At 70.3% G+C, this 14,104-nt stretch carries 13 protein-coding genes and 1 pseudogene; 9 read left to right on the forward strand and 5 right to left on the reverse strand.

Annotation, left to right across the window (positions count from 1 at the left end; genetic code table 11):
- Positions 1–58 precede the first annotated feature (58 nt).
- Positions 59–571, reverse strand: a pseudogene (locus tag APR04_RS31395) (cupin domain-containing protein); the annotation flags it as partial.
- A gap of 56 nt (positions 572–627) precedes the next feature.
- A complete protein-coding gene (locus APR04_RS26355; RefSeq protein WP_253876576.1) occupies positions 628–2,220 on the reverse strand; it encodes a GMC family oxidoreductase in 1,593 nt (530 codons plus the stop codon).
- Between the two features lie 110 nt (positions 2,221–2,330).
- Between APR04_RS26355 and APR04_RS26360 the strand changes: the two genes are divergently transcribed.
- Entirely contained in the window at positions 2,331–2,996 is a 666-nt protein-coding gene (locus tag APR04_RS26360) for a TetR/AcrR family transcriptional regulator (protein ID WP_253876578.1), read from the forward strand.
- Here APR04_RS26360 and APR04_RS26365 read toward each other — a convergent pair.
- Both APR04_RS26365 and APR04_RS26370 read right to left on the reverse strand, forming a co-directional pair.
- Positions 2,979–3,482 carry an NADPH-dependent FMN reductase family protein gene (locus APR04_RS26365; RefSeq protein ID WP_253876580.1) on the reverse strand — a complete coding sequence of 168 codons (504 nt, stop codon included), beginning with the start codon at positions 3,480–3,482 and terminating at the stop codon, positions 2,979–2,981. The genes APR04_RS26360 and APR04_RS26365 overlap by 18 nt on opposite strands.
- A 255-nt stretch (positions 3,483–3,737) precedes the next feature.
- Positions 3,738–4,217: a MarR family winged helix-turn-helix transcriptional regulator gene (locus tag APR04_RS26370; RefSeq protein ID WP_253876582.1), complete on the reverse strand. Its 480-nt coding sequence runs from the start codon at positions 4,215–4,217 to the stop codon at positions 3,738–3,740.
- Between the two features lie 80 nt (positions 4,218–4,297).
- Between APR04_RS26370 and APR04_RS26375 the strand changes: the two genes are divergently transcribed.
- The 3 genes from APR04_RS26375 to APR04_RS26385 all read left to right on the forward strand — a co-directional run bounded on the left by APR04_RS26375 (position 4,298) and on the right by APR04_RS26385 (position 6,101).
- Positions 4,298–4,795: a hypothetical protein gene (locus APR04_RS26375; protein WP_253876584.1), complete on the forward strand. Its 498-nt coding sequence runs from the start codon at positions 4,298–4,300 to the stop codon at positions 4,793–4,795.
- On the forward strand, positions 4,792–5,577 hold the full coding sequence (locus APR04_RS31175; RefSeq protein ID WP_253876586.1) for a CPBP family intramembrane glutamic endopeptidase: 786 nt from the start codon (positions 4,792–4,794) through the stop codon (positions 5,575–5,577). The genes APR04_RS26375 and APR04_RS31175 overlap by 4 nt, the downstream gene beginning before the upstream one ends.
- Positions 5,578–5,726: 149 nt before the next feature.
- Positions 5,727–6,101 (forward strand): VOC family protein, encoded by a 375-nt coding sequence (locus APR04_RS26385; RefSeq protein ID WP_253876588.1) that lies wholly within the window; start codon positions 5,727–5,729, stop codon positions 6,099–6,101.
- A gap of 87 nt (positions 6,102–6,188) precedes the next feature.
- Here APR04_RS26385 and APR04_RS26390 read toward each other — a convergent pair whose 3' ends face one another.
- Positions 6,189–7,892: a DUF1349 domain-containing protein gene (locus APR04_RS26390; RefSeq protein WP_253876591.1), complete on the reverse strand. Its 1,704-nt coding sequence runs from the start codon at positions 7,890–7,892 to the stop codon at positions 6,189–6,191.
- A gap of 270 nt (positions 7,893–8,162) precedes the next feature.
- Here APR04_RS26390 and APR04_RS26395 point away from each other — a divergent pair, with 270 nt between their 5' ends.
- From APR04_RS26395 to APR04_RS26415, 5 genes are read left to right on the forward strand one after another with little or no spacing between them, the layout of a single operon-like run.
- Positions 8,163–9,263: a LacI family DNA-binding transcriptional regulator gene (locus APR04_RS26395; protein WP_253876593.1), complete on the forward strand. Its 1,101-nt coding sequence runs from the start codon at positions 8,163–8,165 to the stop codon at positions 9,261–9,263.
- Positions 9,260–10,882: an FAD-dependent oxidoreductase gene (locus tag APR04_RS26400; protein WP_253876595.1), complete on the forward strand. Its 1,623-nt coding sequence runs from the start codon at positions 9,260–9,262 to the stop codon at positions 10,880–10,882. Before APR04_RS26395 ends, APR04_RS26400 begins: the two co-directional genes overlap by 4 nt.
- 45 nt (positions 10,883–10,927) lie before the next feature.
- Positions 10,928–12,238: an ABC transporter substrate-binding protein gene (locus APR04_RS26405; RefSeq protein ID WP_253876597.1), complete on the forward strand. Its 1,311-nt coding sequence runs from the start codon at positions 10,928–10,930 to the stop codon at positions 12,236–12,238.
- A 2-nt stretch (positions 12,239–12,240) separates the two neighbouring features.
- Positions 12,241–13,131, forward strand: coding sequence for a carbohydrate ABC transporter permease (locus tag APR04_RS26410; RefSeq protein WP_253876599.1), 891 nt, complete (start codon positions 12,241–12,243; stop codon positions 13,129–13,131).
- The gene (locus APR04_RS26415; protein WP_253876601.1) at positions 13,121–14,080 is read left to right on the forward strand and encodes a carbohydrate ABC transporter permease; all 960 of its coding nucleotides are present in this window, start codon (positions 13,121–13,123) and stop codon (positions 14,078–14,080) included. Before APR04_RS26410 ends, APR04_RS26415 begins: the two co-directional genes overlap by 11 nt.
- Positions 14,081–14,104 lie beyond the last annotated feature (24 nt).

The following is a 14,104-nucleotide window of genomic DNA, read 5'->3' on the forward strand; positions in this document are numbered from 1 at the left end:
CCCAGGCGCGCAGTACTGCGACCAGCAGCACGTCGAAGAGGCGATCGAGCACGGCTGACTGGGCGGGCGCGTCCCGCACGATCTCGTCGGCCAGGATGCTGATGAACGGGGTGTCGAGGTCGGCGCCGCGCACGTGGATGACGGGCGGGAGCGCGCCGACGAGGCGCTGCGTGACCTCACCGCGCACCTGGTAGCAGCCCATGAGCATGACGGTCTGGCCGACGGGATCATTGCCCCACGCCCGCAGGCCGAGCGACCACTCGTCGTCGACGTCGCGGCCGTCCGGGCTCTCGACGCGCATGCCGGGCAGGATCACGACGTCGGGCCTGGCGCCCAGCTCGTGCGACACCACGACCGGTGCGGGCCCTCGCGCGACCGCGACATCGCCCGCGTGCAGCTCGAGCGGGACACCCTCGTCTCCTTCGACCCAGGCTGAACCCCGCGCGACCGCGATCAGCCCCAGCGGCGACTCGTCGGCCAGCCGTACCGACCAGGGCGGCGTCAGGCTCGTGCGCAGCAGGTAGGCGTCGCGGCCGCGTGGGGCGTCGAGCAGGCGTGCGAGCGCATCCATGCGGTCAGCGTAGAGGCGCTGCTGTCCATGGTCGCGGCCCGTTCGACGGAGCTTGCCTACGCGTCGCGGAGAATGCGGTCGGCGGCGAGCCAGCCGACCACCGTCGCGGGTGCGGCGGTGTTGCCCGAGACCTGGGTGGGAAGGACGGACGCGTCGGCGATGCGTAGGCCGTCGAGCCCGCGGACACGCAAGTCGGAATCCACTACGTCGTCGTCCTCTGGCCCCATCGCGGCCGATCCGACGGCGTGGAAGATGCCGGCGCCGGTGTCGATGGAGTACTTGAGCACCTCTTCGGGCGTCGACACGTCGGGTCCGGGGTACTCCTCGTCGAGGATGTAGTCCGCGATCGGTCCCTGGGCAAAGACCGTCCGCGCGGTGTCCAAGATGGTCGACGTGACCCTGCGGTCCTCTTCGTCCTCCAGGAACCTGGCCTCGATGACCGGAACGTTCTCGGGGAGCCGACCGGACAGGTGGATGGAACCGGTGGTGCGGGGGCTGATCTGGTATCCCATGAACATGATCCCCGAGTGCTTGGCCAGCTTCATGGTGGCACTGGTCGTGTCGAGTGCCATGGGCACGAAGAGCCCCTGGATGTCGGGCTGATCGAGCTTCGGGTCGGACTTGAACTGAGTCATCAGGTCATAGCCACCGGTCGAGATCGGCCCCTTGCGGTTGAGCAGGTACTTGAAGCCCTCCCAGCCCTGCTTCAGGACGCTGTTGAGCTCCTGGGTCGGACCGATCTGCCGCTTGAGGCGCACCTGAGTCGCCACGCCGCGCTGCTCGATCACACGCTCACCCACATTGGGGCTCTCGACCTGCACATCGACGCCGGCGCCGTGCAGGATGTCGCCGCGGCCGATTCCGGATCGTTCGAGGAGCAGTGGTGTCTCGACCGAACCTGCCGAGAGGATGACTTCCTTGCGTGCCTTGTAGTCACGGGTTTGCTGGCCATTGCGTGCGCGGACACCGACCACTCGCTTCCCCTCGATCAACAGGTAGCCGACGCGGGTACGTGTCTGGATCGTCAGGTTGCGACGGTTGCGGATGGGACGCACGAAGGCGCTGTAGGCACTGGTGCGCAGTCCGTCCTTGATCGTCGAGGGAGTGAAGCCGACCCGCTCGGTGTTGTCGGCGTTCATGTCGTCGACACGGTCCCACCCATGGCTCTGTGCGGAGGCGAGCATCGCGGTGACCACTTCGTCGGGGTTCTCGACCACGGACACGCCCAACGGGCCACCGGCCCCGCGCATGGCCGAGGCGCCGAGGTTGTGGTCCTCGATGGTCCTGTAGGCCGGAAGGACCTGGTCCCAACCCCATCCGGGGTTCCCGCGCTCGACCAGACCGTCGTAGTCCGCCTTGGTGCCGCGGGACCACATCATGCCGTTGACCGCAGTCGAACCGCCCAGCAGCTTGCCGCGGGTCCACTCTTCGATCTGACCACTCGGGCCAACCGGCTGGGTCTTGTAGTGGTAGGTGTAGCGGTCGCCCTTGAGGGTGAAGAAGAAACCCTTAGGGATGTAGATCATCGGGTTGCCGTCGCCACCCCCGTACTCCAGGAGCAGGACCTCGTTCTTGGGATCCTCGGACAGGCGGCCGGCCAGGACCGAGCCTGCCGCTCCGGCGCCGACGATGATGTAGTCGTATTCCATTCCACTCACCCTTGACCGTGTAGTTGAAGCTCGTAGCACGAGTACCCTTGAAACGGGGAGTGGTCCACGTTTTATTCCCCGGGTGTCGCCTGCTGGCATAGATTGCCCTTATGACTGCAACGGGACGCAAGCCGAGGAAGGACCAACAGCGCAATCGTGAGGCCCTACTCTCCACGGCACGAGAGGTGTTCGCGACCCAGGGCATCGGTGCACCCCTAGACGTCATCGCCAGGCGTGCGGGCTTGGGCAACGCCACCATCTACCGCCATTTCCCTACCCGAGAGGCCCTCATCGTCGAGGTCCTCCGGTTCAACCTCCAGCGAAGTTCGGGCGTGCTCACCGTAGCTCTGCAGCGGCCTGCAGGTTGGGACGGACTTGTTGACTACCTGTCCTGGCTCTTCGCCGAGCAGATCGACAACGCCGCCTACATGAGTGCGCTCCGTGCCGTTCCAGCCGGGCAGGACGCGGAGGTCGACGCCATCCGGGATCAAACCGTCGCCGACCTCAACCAGCTCATCGGTCGCGCCAAGGCCGACGGATCGATGCGAGCGGACCGCTGGATCGAGGACGTCTTCCTCGCGCTCAGTCTCAACGAGACCCTCGCCACCACCGGCCACCACGACGCGCGCAGTGCTTCCCTGCGGTTTCTCGAGCTCACCCTCGCGGCTCTCGCAACCGACCCGGCCCCGGCCGAGTCGACCGACGAACCTGCCACCATCGTCGCCCTCCGCCGCACACTGGGGACCGAGCTCGCCGGTCTACCCGACCCCGACTGATTGCGCGGCCCCGGTCGCGCGGGTCCGGAGCAGGTTCACCACGTCGGTCAGGCCCACCTCGACGCGTCCGTAGACGCGGGGGTTGAGCAGCGTGGTGCCGTCGAAGTCCCCGGCCGTCGCATGGAACGCGACGGGCACGGTGAGTGCCTGGAAGAACGCGAAGAGGGGCCGCAGGGTGTGCTCCTCGGCGAGCCGGATCGCGGCCTCGACGTCCGGCGTGACCTCGTCGCGCTCGGTCGCCTGGGTGAACCCCTGGCCGAGGCAGCGGACGTCGATCCGAGACGTCTCGATCGGGAGCATCCCGCGCAGCGTGTCGAGGCTTTTCGCACGGGCGGCGACCTCGCGGCGCACCACCGGTGCTACCTCGGTGCCGAGCCGCGCGATGGCCTTGAGGTGCTCGACCTGTGGCATCCCGCCGAAGCCCATCTGGATGATGGCGCGGCCCAGGCCGTACACCTCGTGGTAGGTGAGGAGCTTGTCGATCACCTCCTGGGGGCTCGGAGCTGGCGGAGCGCCGCCGGGATAGCGCCGCTGAACGTGAGCATGACCGAGTACAACGTGCTGACCCTGCTGGGGGAGGCCGCGTGATGACCAGCGGCGGGTTCACCCGGCTCGCGGACCGGCTCGAGGCTCGTGGGCTGATCGAGCGGCGGCGGTCGGCCAGCTGCGCAACCTCGCCGACGTCTGGGCCAGCCTCGACCCGGAGAACGACGAGGGGCGCTGAGGCGGCACCGGTCCGCCTCAGTCGTGGTCCGGATCTCCGGCGCCGAGCGCGTCGAGGAGGGCGCGTGTGCTGTGCGCGTAGTGCGTATAGGACACGCCGCTCCGGCGGACCAGGTCGGCGAACCGTTCCTCGAGCAGGTCCTGGCCTTGCTCGACGATGGCGCTGCCCTGCGGGGTGAGCTGGAGTCGGCGCCGGTTCCCGCTGCCGGGATCCTGCCGGACGTCGAGCAGCCCCGCGTCGGCCAGCACGGCCACCATCCGGCTCGCCGACGGTTCCGAGATCCCCACCTCGTCGGCGACGGCGCGCTGGGTGACGGCGTGCGCTCCGGCCTGGTTGAGCAGCTGGACGCTGAGAAGGGTCCGAAACCTGCGGTAGGTGATCCCGTGCGCCGCCCGCAGGATGCGGTCGGCAGCTCGGTCCAGCCGCGCCGTCAGGGCGTGCAGGTCGAAGCTGAGGGTGCCGGGTACGGGTTCGCCGTCGGGGCTGGTGTCGCTCATCTGGTGATGCTAACTTAGAACAGTAAGTTAGCATCACAAGGTGCCTGTTCCGAGTGCGTGCGCACGGGGAGGGAACGACCATGAGTGCTGCGGTGCTGATCGTCCATGTCGTTGCCGGTTCGGTCGGCCTGCTCCTGGGTCCGGTCGTCATGTACCTGGACACCAGACGCTTCGCCGCCGGCCACCGTGTCGCGGGCCGGTGGACCGACGCATACATCCTCGTCGTCCTGGTGGTCTGCCTGACCGGCAGCGGCCTGGTCGTGCTCGACCGGCCCGACCTGTGGTGGCTGGTACCGGTGTCCGCGCTGACGTTCGGGCTCGCGACGCTCGCAAGGGACGCCGCCCGGCGCCGGTATCGGGGCTGGTCCCATGGCTACGTCCACGGGATCGGCGGTTCGTACATCGCCCAGGTGACGGCGCTGGTCGTCGTGTGGCTGGTCGTCAACGGCCCGCTCCGCGGCGGCCTCGAGCTGCTCCCGTGGCTGCTCCCGACGGTGCTCGGGACCGTCCTGATCGAGGTGTGGCGGCGGCGCCTCGTGCGGTCCGTGAGCGTCCCCGACCGTGCTGCGCGCACGTGATCGGGCGGTTCGCCGCGTTCACCGGGCTGGCCTTCGCCTGGTCCTGGGCCTGGTGGCTGCCGCTGACCTTCCGCGGGGAACCGGTCGCGTTCGGGGACGCGGCCCCGGCCTACGTCGCCGGGATCCCTGGCCCGTTCTTTGCCGCGGTCTGCCTCGTCGCGGCCAAGGAAGGGCGTGCGGGGCTGCGCACGTTCTTCTGGCGCCTGCTGCCCACCCGGCGTGCGGCACCGTGGTGCGTGGCCGCCGCGCTCGCCCCGGCGGGGCTGCTGGGCGTCGCGATCCTGCTCACCGGAGCCCCGGCCGAGCCTGCGTCGTTCGGTACGGCGCCTGGGCTGCCCCACCTGAGCGTCCTTGCCCTGTGCGCGTATGCCGTCCTGTGGAACGGTCTCGGCGAGGAGGCCGGCTGGCGCGGTTACGGCGTCCCCCTGCTCCTGGAGCGGTTCGGCCCTCTGGGGGCGTCGGTGCTGGTGTCGGTCGCCTGGGCGGTGTGGCACCTGCCGTTGCTGCCGGTGCTGACCAGCTTCGCCGTCGTGGCCAGCCCTGCGATGCTGCCGGTGTTCTGGTTCGGCCTCGCGTGCCTCTCGGTGGTCCTGACCTGGTTCTTCCTGGCGAGCGGCCAGAACATCCTCGTCGTCGCGCTGTGGCACGGCACCTACAACGTCGCGGCAGGCACCGTTGCGGCGCAGGGTGGCATCAACGTGGTGTTCACCGTGTTCGTCATGGTGTGGGCAGTGGTGGTCGTCGTCGGCTGGGTCCGCAGGCGGGTGCCCCGGCCGGTGTGACGGCGAGGTGCGAAGGGTATGGAAGGTGGGGGTCGTGCCTGGGCACCTGTCGGCCGATAGGTTTGTCAGGTCCGGCGCCGACGCTCTCGCAGGTACGGGGCCGGCGGACGAACGAAGAGGGTGCCTTGGCGCAAGGGAGAGGGTCGACGATGATTCGTAAGCTGCAGGCGGTCGCGGTGGACTGCCCGGACGCGGTCCGACTCGCGGAGTTCTACGCGGCGCTGCTGGGCGGGCAGGTCGAGATCGACGCCGACGACCCGGACTGGGTAGAGGTGCGCGGGTTCGAGGGCACACCGCTGGCCTTCCAGCGGGTGGAGGGCTACCGCGCGCCGCAGTGGCCCGGACAGGAGTCGCCCCAGCAGCTGCACCTCGACTTCGACGTGGACGACATCGAGGCGGACGAGAAGCGGGTGCTGGAGCTCGGCGCGACGGTGCTGGAGCGCACCGACCAGCTGCACCCGGGCGCCAACTGGCGGGTCTACGCGGACCCGGCGGGTCACCCGTTCTGCCTGTGCCTCCACTGAGCCCGCACCGGCGCTCGCCGACGTCCCGCACCCGCGGGGCACGGGCCCGCGGCGGCGCCGGACACCAGGTCCGACGCCGCCGACGGGTCACGAGCAGGCGGCCAGCTCCTCCTCGTCCGGGGTGAAGCGGACCCAGTCGAACGCGGCGGTCAGCTCCGGCGTGGCCGACGGGCCCCGGTAGGCGAACGGCCCGACGTCGGTCGCGGCGAGCTGGTCGGCGGGCGTGGCGCGGCCCAGGTTGACGAAGGTCGCGCCGTCGATGCTGTACGAGGCGGTCAGCCACGCGCCGTGGTGGGTGATCCGCAACCACACGGTGTCCCCGGTCCCAGGCGGGGCCAGCGCCGAGTCCTCCGCGGTCCACGCGTTGTTCCGGTCCACGCCGTTCTCGCGCCACACGAAGTCGAACCGCTTGCCGGCGTCCACGTGGGAGATGTCGATGCGCACCGAGTTGGCGTCGTCGCGCCGGACGATCAGGCCCGCCTGCTGGAAGTTCACCTGCGGGTCCAGCGTCACCTGCGTCGTCACCTCCCACGGCGCGTCGGGCACCGGCTGCAGCAGGAGCGGCGCCGACGTCGAGTTGCCCTGGTACGTCGGGATGCGCCACGCGCCGTCCGACACTGTCGAGCGGTCCAGGCCGCCCCGCACCGTCGTCGACCAGAGCGACCGGTCCAGCGCGGCGCCGTCGAGCTCGTCCGAACCGGCACCCGTGCACTGCGCGTACATCGGGTCCTCTGGCCGGGTGTTCAGCGGGTCCCGCACCCCGTCCGGGTCGAGGACGGCGTGCGCGATGGTGGTGTGCGAGCGCTCTCCGTGCTCGTAGATCAGGTGCAGCGTCCCGTCCGCCTTGACGATCTGCGGCGACGTGGCGCGCCCGGCCTCCGGCGGGGCCGGCTGCGGGATGAAGAGGGGCTCCGGCTCGCCCACCTCGGTGAGCGTCCGGTCGACGGGCCGGGCGAGGATCGTGCCGACGGTCGCGCCGTACACGATGTAGTGCTGCCCCTTCCACTTCCACAGGTCCGCGGCCGACACGTTGATGCCCTCCACCGGACCGGGCGTCACGATCGGCTCCGGCTCGACCTGCCAGTCCCTGCCGTCCCGCGACCAGGCCAGGTTGATGTGCCGTACGTTGGTGTCGTAGTTGGTCATGAAGAGCATTCCCCAGCGCTGGGCCGACGAGCGGTCCGGGTTGCGGAAGACTCGCGCGTACGACGTCTCGGTGGCGTGCCGGCCGGGCTGCGCGGCGTCGACCATCTCCGTCGTGACCGCCTCGCCGCCGTAGGTGAACGTCACCCCGTCGGCCGAGGTCGCGTACCTGGTCACCGTGTTGTCGCCGTGGAAGTACAGGTACATCCGGTCCTCCGCGGCGTTCCACACGGCGTCGGGCGACGAGACGTGGGGGACGTCGTAGATGTCCTCCCACTGGTTGGCGACCACCGGGCTGGCCTCGTGCTGGGTCCATGGCCCGTCGAGCGAGTCGGCGTACATCAGGTTGATGCCGCCCGGGTCGTCGTGCGGTGCGTAGTAGACGTACCACTCACCGAGCGGGTCCTCCAGGTGCGCCCCGGCGTGGAACACCGACGGGAAGATGAACTCCTGGTTCGGGTTGTGCGGGAGCGTGCCGTCGAACGGGTCGACTATCGCGCCCGTCGAGGTGAAGACCGGCAGCTCGGTGCCGGGCGCACCGTCGGAGGGGTGCGGTGCGGGCGCCGCGTGGGTCACCCCGGGCACCAGCCCGGCGATGACGGCGAGGGCGGCGCCCGCGAGGGCGCGGCGGGCCGTGAGGAAGGCCATGATGCGTACTCCTTTGTCGCGGTGTCATGACGGCGCCAGCCTTCGGCGGGAGCCCACCGGGGGTCAAGGGAGGTAATCAGATCCACCAACGCAGCCGTTGATAATGCGCCCCATCGCCTCACGTACGACGGCGCAGGCTGGTGGCTGCGCAGGACAGGGTCCACGCCGAGCGCCTGCTAATAATGCGCATCATCAGATTGACCCGCCGATCCGCGACCCGTGACACTCCTGACATCAGCCGCCGGTCGGAACAGGGTTCGAGGAGGAGCCGTGCCACGTCGCCGCATCACCCAGACGGACGTCGCCGCGATGGCCGGCGTCAGCCAGGCCACCGTCTCGTTCGTGCTCAACGGCAGCACGCCCGCCGGAGTGCGCATCAGCGAGGAGACCCGCCAGCGCGTGCTCGACGCGATCCGGATCACCGGTTACACGGCGAACCCGGCTGCGCAGCGGCTCGCGGGCGGAGGCCTCGCCCAGATCCTCGGCGTGTTCACCTACGAGGCGACGTTCCCGCGCGCCAGCCGCGACTTCTACGGCCCGTTCCTGACCGGCATCGAGCACGCCGCCGAACGGCTCGGCGTCGACCTCCTGCTCTTCACGAGCGCCCCGGTCCAGGACGGACGCCGCAGGCTCACCCGAGAGGGCTGGCAGCGGCTCGGCGTGGCCGACGGCTGCCTCCTGCTCGGACAGCACGAGCACCGGGGCGAGCTGCAGCACCTGCTCGACACCAACTACCCGTTCGTCTTCATCGGCAAGCGGGGCAGCGACGGCGGCCGGCTGCCCTACGTGGGCGCCGACTACGTCGGGGGAACCGTGCGGCAGATCGACCGCCTCGTCGCGCTCGGGCACCGCCGCATCGGCTACGTCGGGATGCGCGGCACCGACCAGCCCACGCTCGACCGCGTCGACGGGTACCGCAGTGCGATGAAGGCGCAGGGGCTCACCACGCGGTTCGTCGAGCTCGACGACGTCGCCGCCACGGCGGCCGAGATCGTCGACCAGCGCTTCACCGCTGTGGTCGTGGCCCCGGAGAACCACCCGGAGGAGCTCGCAGACGAGCTCGAGCGCCGCGGCAGGCGGGTGCCCGACGACGTCTCGGTGCTGCTGCTCGGACAGCCGCACCACCCACGCCGCGGCGGCAGGCCCTGGTCCGGATTCTCCGTGCCCCGCGAGGAGATGGGCGCCCGAGCGCTGTACCTGCTGTCGCGCCTCGTCGCCGACGACAGCCCCAAGCGGGACCGCGGGACCGGCCGCACGCCTACCGACCTCGAGCTCCACCAGATCCTCGTGTGCCCGGACGTGGAGGGCGGCACCGCCGCACCGGCCCGCGACCCCCGACCAGAGACCGACAACAGGACGGACCCCGCGTGACCCATCAAGACCTGCAGACCGACGTCCTCGTGGTAGGCGCTGGGCTCGGCGGTATCGCCGCGGCGCTCGCGGCCGCCGACCGGGGCGCCCGCGTCGTCCTCACCGAGGAGCACCCCTGGATCGGGGGGCAGCTGACCTCGCAGGCGGTCCCGCCCGACGAGCACCCCTGGGTGGAGAAGTTCGGCGTGACCACCCGCTACCGCGCGCTGCGCGACGGGATCCGGGACGTCTACCGGCGCCGCTACCCGCTCACCGCCGGCGCGCAGGGATGGCAGGAGCTCAACCCGGGCGCCGGGTGGGTCTCGAAGCTGTGCCACGAGCCCCGGGTCGCCGTAGGCGTGCTGGAGGAGATGCTCGCCCCGTACCGCTCGGCCGGCCGCATCCAGCTCCTTGAGCGGGTCCGCCCGGTCGCGGCCACCACGGACGGCGACCGGGTGACGTCGGTGACGCTCACCTCCGTCGTCGGCCGACCGGACACGACGGTGAGCGCCGCGTACACGATCGACGCCACCGAGACCGGCGAGCTGCTCCCGCTGACCGGCACGGAGTACGTCACGGGTTTCGAGTCGGCGCGCGTGACGGGGGAGCCGAGTGCCCCCGACGAAGCGCAGCCGGACAACGTCCAGGCCCTCAGCGTGTGCTTCGCCGTCGAGCACGTCGACGGGGACCACACGATCGACCGGCCCGACCGTTACGACTTCTGGCGCTCGTACGCGCCCGCCGCCTGGGGCGGCGAGCGGATGCTCTCGTGGACGGCGCCCAACCCGCGCACCCTCGCGCTCGACGAGCGGTCGTTCACGCCCAACCCGGGTGACGACCCGCTGGCCGTCGACGCCGACCAGTCGAAGAACGCCGGTGACGGCAACCTGTGGCTGTTCCGGCGCATCGCCGCCCGCGACCTCCACGCGCCAGGGTTCTACGCCGGCGACCTGTGCCTGGTGAACTGGCCGAGCATCGACTACTTCCTCGACCACGTCCTCGACGTGCCGCGCGAGGTGGAGGAAGCGCGGATCGCCGACGCCCGGCAGCTCAGCCTGTCGATGCTCTACTGGATGCAGACCGAGGCACCGCGGGCCGACGGCGGAACGGGCTTCCCCGGTCTACGACTCCGCCCCGACGTCATGGGCAGCGCGGACGGGCTGGCCCAGGCCGCCTACCACCGCGAGTCCCGGCGGATCCAGGCGGTGACGACGATCACGGAGAACGACGTCTCCTACGCCGTGCGCGGCGACCGGGGCGCCACCCGGTACGAGGACTCCGTCGGCGTGGGCATGTACCGGATCGACCTGCACCCGTCCACGGGCGGCGACACGTACATCGACGTCCCGTCGACGCCGTTCGAGATCCCGCTCGGCGCCCTGCTGCCCCAGCGGACGACCAACCTCCTCGCGGGCAACAAGAACATCGGCACCACCCACATCACCAACGGGTGCTACCGCCTGCACCCCGTCGAGTGGAACGTCGGAGAGGCCGCAGGCCACCTCGCCGCGCACTGCCTCGCCACCGGCCGGACCCCTCATGCGGTCCAGGCCAAGCCGGAGCTGCTCGCCGACTACCAGGCGGAGCTGGTCGCCGCGGGCGTCGAGCTCCGCTGGCCGGACGGCGTCCACCCGTACTGACATCCCCGGCGACACTCCGTCGCTGATCAGTCCAAAGGAGAACTGATGTCTGCACAGCACACCCCCCGGCGGGCCGCGGGAACCGCGGCCGCCCTCGGGGCGGCACTCGCCCTCACCTCGTGCGGCGGAGGAACCGACGCCCCCGTCGGGGAGCCCGACGCGCCGTCCGAACCCGTCGACCTGCGGATGACCGTCTGGACCGCCGACGAGACACAGCTCGGCCTCTTCCAGAGCATCGCCGACGACTACGTCGAACAGAACCCCGAGCTGGTCTCCGGCGTGACGTTCGAGACCATCCCGTTCGAGGACTACACGACGGCGCTGACCACCCAGCTCGCCGGGGGCAACGCCCCGGACCTGGCCTGGATCTTCGAGAGCAACGCCCCGGAGTTCGTCTCCAGCGGGGCGCTCGTCGACCTGCGTCCACTGCTGGACTCCACCGATGGCTATGAGCTGGACGACATCGTGCCCAGCTCGCTCGGGCTCTGGGAGGACGGCGAGGGCCTGTACGCCTACCCGTTCTCCAACAGCCCGTTCGCGATGTTCGTCAACACCGACCAGGTCTCCGCCGCCGGCCAGCCCGACCCGGCCGACCTGGTCGAGTCCGGCGACTGGACCTTCGACGCGGCCCGGGACATCTCGGCGGCCACCGCCGAGGACACCGGGAAGCAGGGCCTGGTGGTGCGGGACTTCGACTACCAGGCGTGGGAGAACCTGGCCACGGTGTGGTCCGGCTGGGGCGCGGCGCCCTGGAGCGCGGACGGCACGCAGTGCACCCTGGCCGAACCCGAGATGGTCGACGCCATGACGTGGATCCACGACGCCGCGTTCAAGGACGAGGCGATGCCCGGCCCCGGCACGACCGCCGACTTCTTCGCCGGTGACGCCGCCATGACGATCACCCAGATCAGCCGGGCGTCGTCGCTCGACGGCTCGTTCGACTGGGACGTCGTGCCGATGCCCGCAGGCCCGGCCGGCAAGCAGAACGTCATCGGCCAGGCCGGGATCGGCGTCTTCGCCGCCGGCGAGCACCCCGATGTCGCCGCCGACTTCCTCGCGCACTTCACCAGCCCGGAGAACGCCGAGCAGCTCGCCGCCTACTTCCCGCCGCCCCGTGCGTCCCTCCTGAACGCGGAGACCCTCGCGGCGGCCAACCCGAGCCTCAGCGAGGAGCAGCTGCAGGCAGTGGTCGTGGAAGGCGTCGAGGAAGCCGTGACGAAGCCGGCGCACAAGAACTTCGCCAAGCTGTCGCAGACCGTGCGCGCCGAGCTCGACGCGCTGTGGACGGCGGACGCCGACGTCGAGGCGGTCCTCACGGACACCTGCTCGGCGATCGGGCCGCTGCTGGAGGAGTGACCGTGGCAACAGTGTCAGCGGCAGTACGCCGTGACTGGCTCGTCGGGTACGCCATGGTGGCGCCCGTGGTCCTTGGCGCGCTCGCCTTCGTCGTCCTGCCGCTCGGCATGGTGGTCTGGTACTCCCTGCACGAGTGGAACGTCCTGGCGGGCACCTTCACGTTCGCCGGGGCGGACAACTACCAGCGTCTGGCGTCCGACGGCGGGCTCGGGGACGCGCTCCTGGCGAGCCTGTGGTTCTCGATCGGGCTCGTCGTCCTGAACATCGCGCTGGCGCTGCTGCTCGCCGTGCTGCTCAACCAGCGGCTGCCCGGCACCACCACGTTCCGGACGTTCTTCTTCTCGCCCGTCGTCGTCTCGCTGGTCGCGTGGACGATCGTGTGGAGCTTCCTGCTCCAGGCCGACGGCGGCATCAACGGGTTCCTCGCGGTGCTCGGCATCGACGGGCCGAACTGGCTGCGACACCCGACGACGGCCATGGTCTCGGTGATCGTCGTCCAGGTCTTCAAGAACGTCGGGCTCAACATGATCCTGTTCCTCGCGGCGCTCCAGGGCGTGCCGGAGGAGCTGCAGGAGGCGGCCCGGCTGGACGGGGCCGGCGCCTGGCGCCGGTTCCGGTCGATCACCCTGCCGCTGATCAGCCCGACGATCCTGCTCGTCTCGATCATCACGATCGTCGGCTCGCTCGAGGTCTTCGCGCAGATCGACGTCCTCACGGGCGGCGGGCCCGGGAGCTCGACGACCGTGCTCGTCTACTACCTGTACCAGCAGGCGTTCCAGTTCAACGACTTCGGGTACGCCAGCGCCGTCGCGGTGCTCCTGTTCGTCATCGTCCTCGTACTGACGCTCCTGCAGTGGCAGTCGCGCAAGAGGTGGGTCTTCCATGAAGTCTGACGTGCTACCCGTGACGACGTCGGGCCCGCCGGAGCCGAACGCTCCGGCGGGGCCACCCGGCGACCCGCGGCGGTCCGCGACCGCGGCGCTCCGGCCCCGCCGGGCCGGCGCCCGAGCGCGCCGGCGCTGGAAGCAGTGGCTGCTCGTCCTGCTCCTCGTCCTGCTGAGCGTGCCGTTCATCTTCCCTACCTGGTGGATGGCGACGTCCAGCCTCAAGCCGATGAGCGAGATCCTGCGCAGGGTGCCGACGATCTGGCCGCAGGACCCGTCGCTCGACGCGTACGGCCAGGTGTTCGCGCTCCAGCCGTTCGCGCAGCAGTACTGGAACTCCCTGTACATCGCGGCCCTGGTCACGATCGGCACCATGTTCGTGGCAGCCATGGCGGGCTACGCGTTCGCGCGGATCCGGTTCCCCGGGGTCAACGCGCTGTTCGTCCTGGTGCTCGTGGGACTGCTCGTGCCGTCGGAGGTGACGATCGTCCCGCTCTTCCGGATCGTCAACAGCCTCGGGCTCATCAACACGCACTGGCCGCTGATCGTCATCCCGATGCTCGGGGCGCCTGCCGTGCTCGCCGTGTTCATCATGCGGCAGTTCTTCCTCGCGCTGCCGGTGGAGCTCGAGGAGGCGGGTCGGATCGACGGTCTCGGGCGCTGGGGGACCTTCTGGCACATCGCGCTCCCGCTGTCGCGGTCGGCCCTCGGCGCCGTCGCCATCTTCACGTTCCTGAAGTCCTGGAACCTCTACCTCGAACCCATCGTCTACCTGTCCAGCAAGGAGAACTTCACGCTGCCGCAGGCACTGACGCAGTACGTCGACGCCTACGGTGGTCCGATGTGGAACGTGCAGCTCGCCGCCACCACGCTGACGGTGCTGCCGGTCCTGGCCGTGTTCCTCGTGGCGCAGAAGCAGTTCGTCCAGGGCCTAGCGCACAGCGGGCTCAAGGGCTGAGCGGCCCGAGGTGATCAGGAGGTG

It is taken from the genome of Promicromonospora umidemergens (assembly GCF_024171995.1).
In the GTDB taxonomy this organism is placed as follows: domain Bacteria; phylum Actinomycetota; class Actinomycetes; order Actinomycetales; family Cellulomonadaceae; genus Promicromonospora; species Promicromonospora umidemergens.

Coding starts and splice junctions, on each gene's coding strand:
- APR04_RS26390 (WP_253876591.1), bottom strand. CDS start 7,892: ATGGCCTTCCTCACGGCCCGCCGCGCCCTCGCGGGCGCCGCCCTCGCC.
- APR04_RS26415 (WP_253876601.1), top strand. CDS start 13,121: ATGAAGTCTGACGTGCTACCCGTGACGACGTCGGGCCCGCCGGAGCCG.
- APR04_RS26385 (WP_253876588.1), top strand. CDS start 5,727: ATGATTCGTAAGCTGCAGGCGGTCGCGGTGGACTGCCCGGACGCGGTC.
- APR04_RS26370 (WP_253876582.1), bottom strand. CDS start 4,217: ATGAGCGACACCAGCCCCGACGGCGAACCCGTACCCGGCACCCTCAGC.
- APR04_RS26360 (WP_253876578.1), top strand. CDS start 2,331: ATGACTGCAACGGGACGCAAGCCGAGGAAGGACCAACAGCGCAATCGT.
- APR04_RS26405 (WP_253876597.1), top strand. CDS start 10,928: ATGTCTGCACAGCACACCCCCCGGCGGGCCGCGGGAACCGCGGCCGCC.
- APR04_RS26375 (WP_253876584.1), top strand. CDS start 4,298: ATGAGTGCTGCGGTGCTGATCGTCCATGTCGTTGCCGGTTCGGTCGGC.
- APR04_RS26355 (WP_253876576.1), bottom strand. CDS start 2,220: ATGGAATACGACTACATCATCGTCGGCGCCGGAGCGGCAGGCTCGGTC.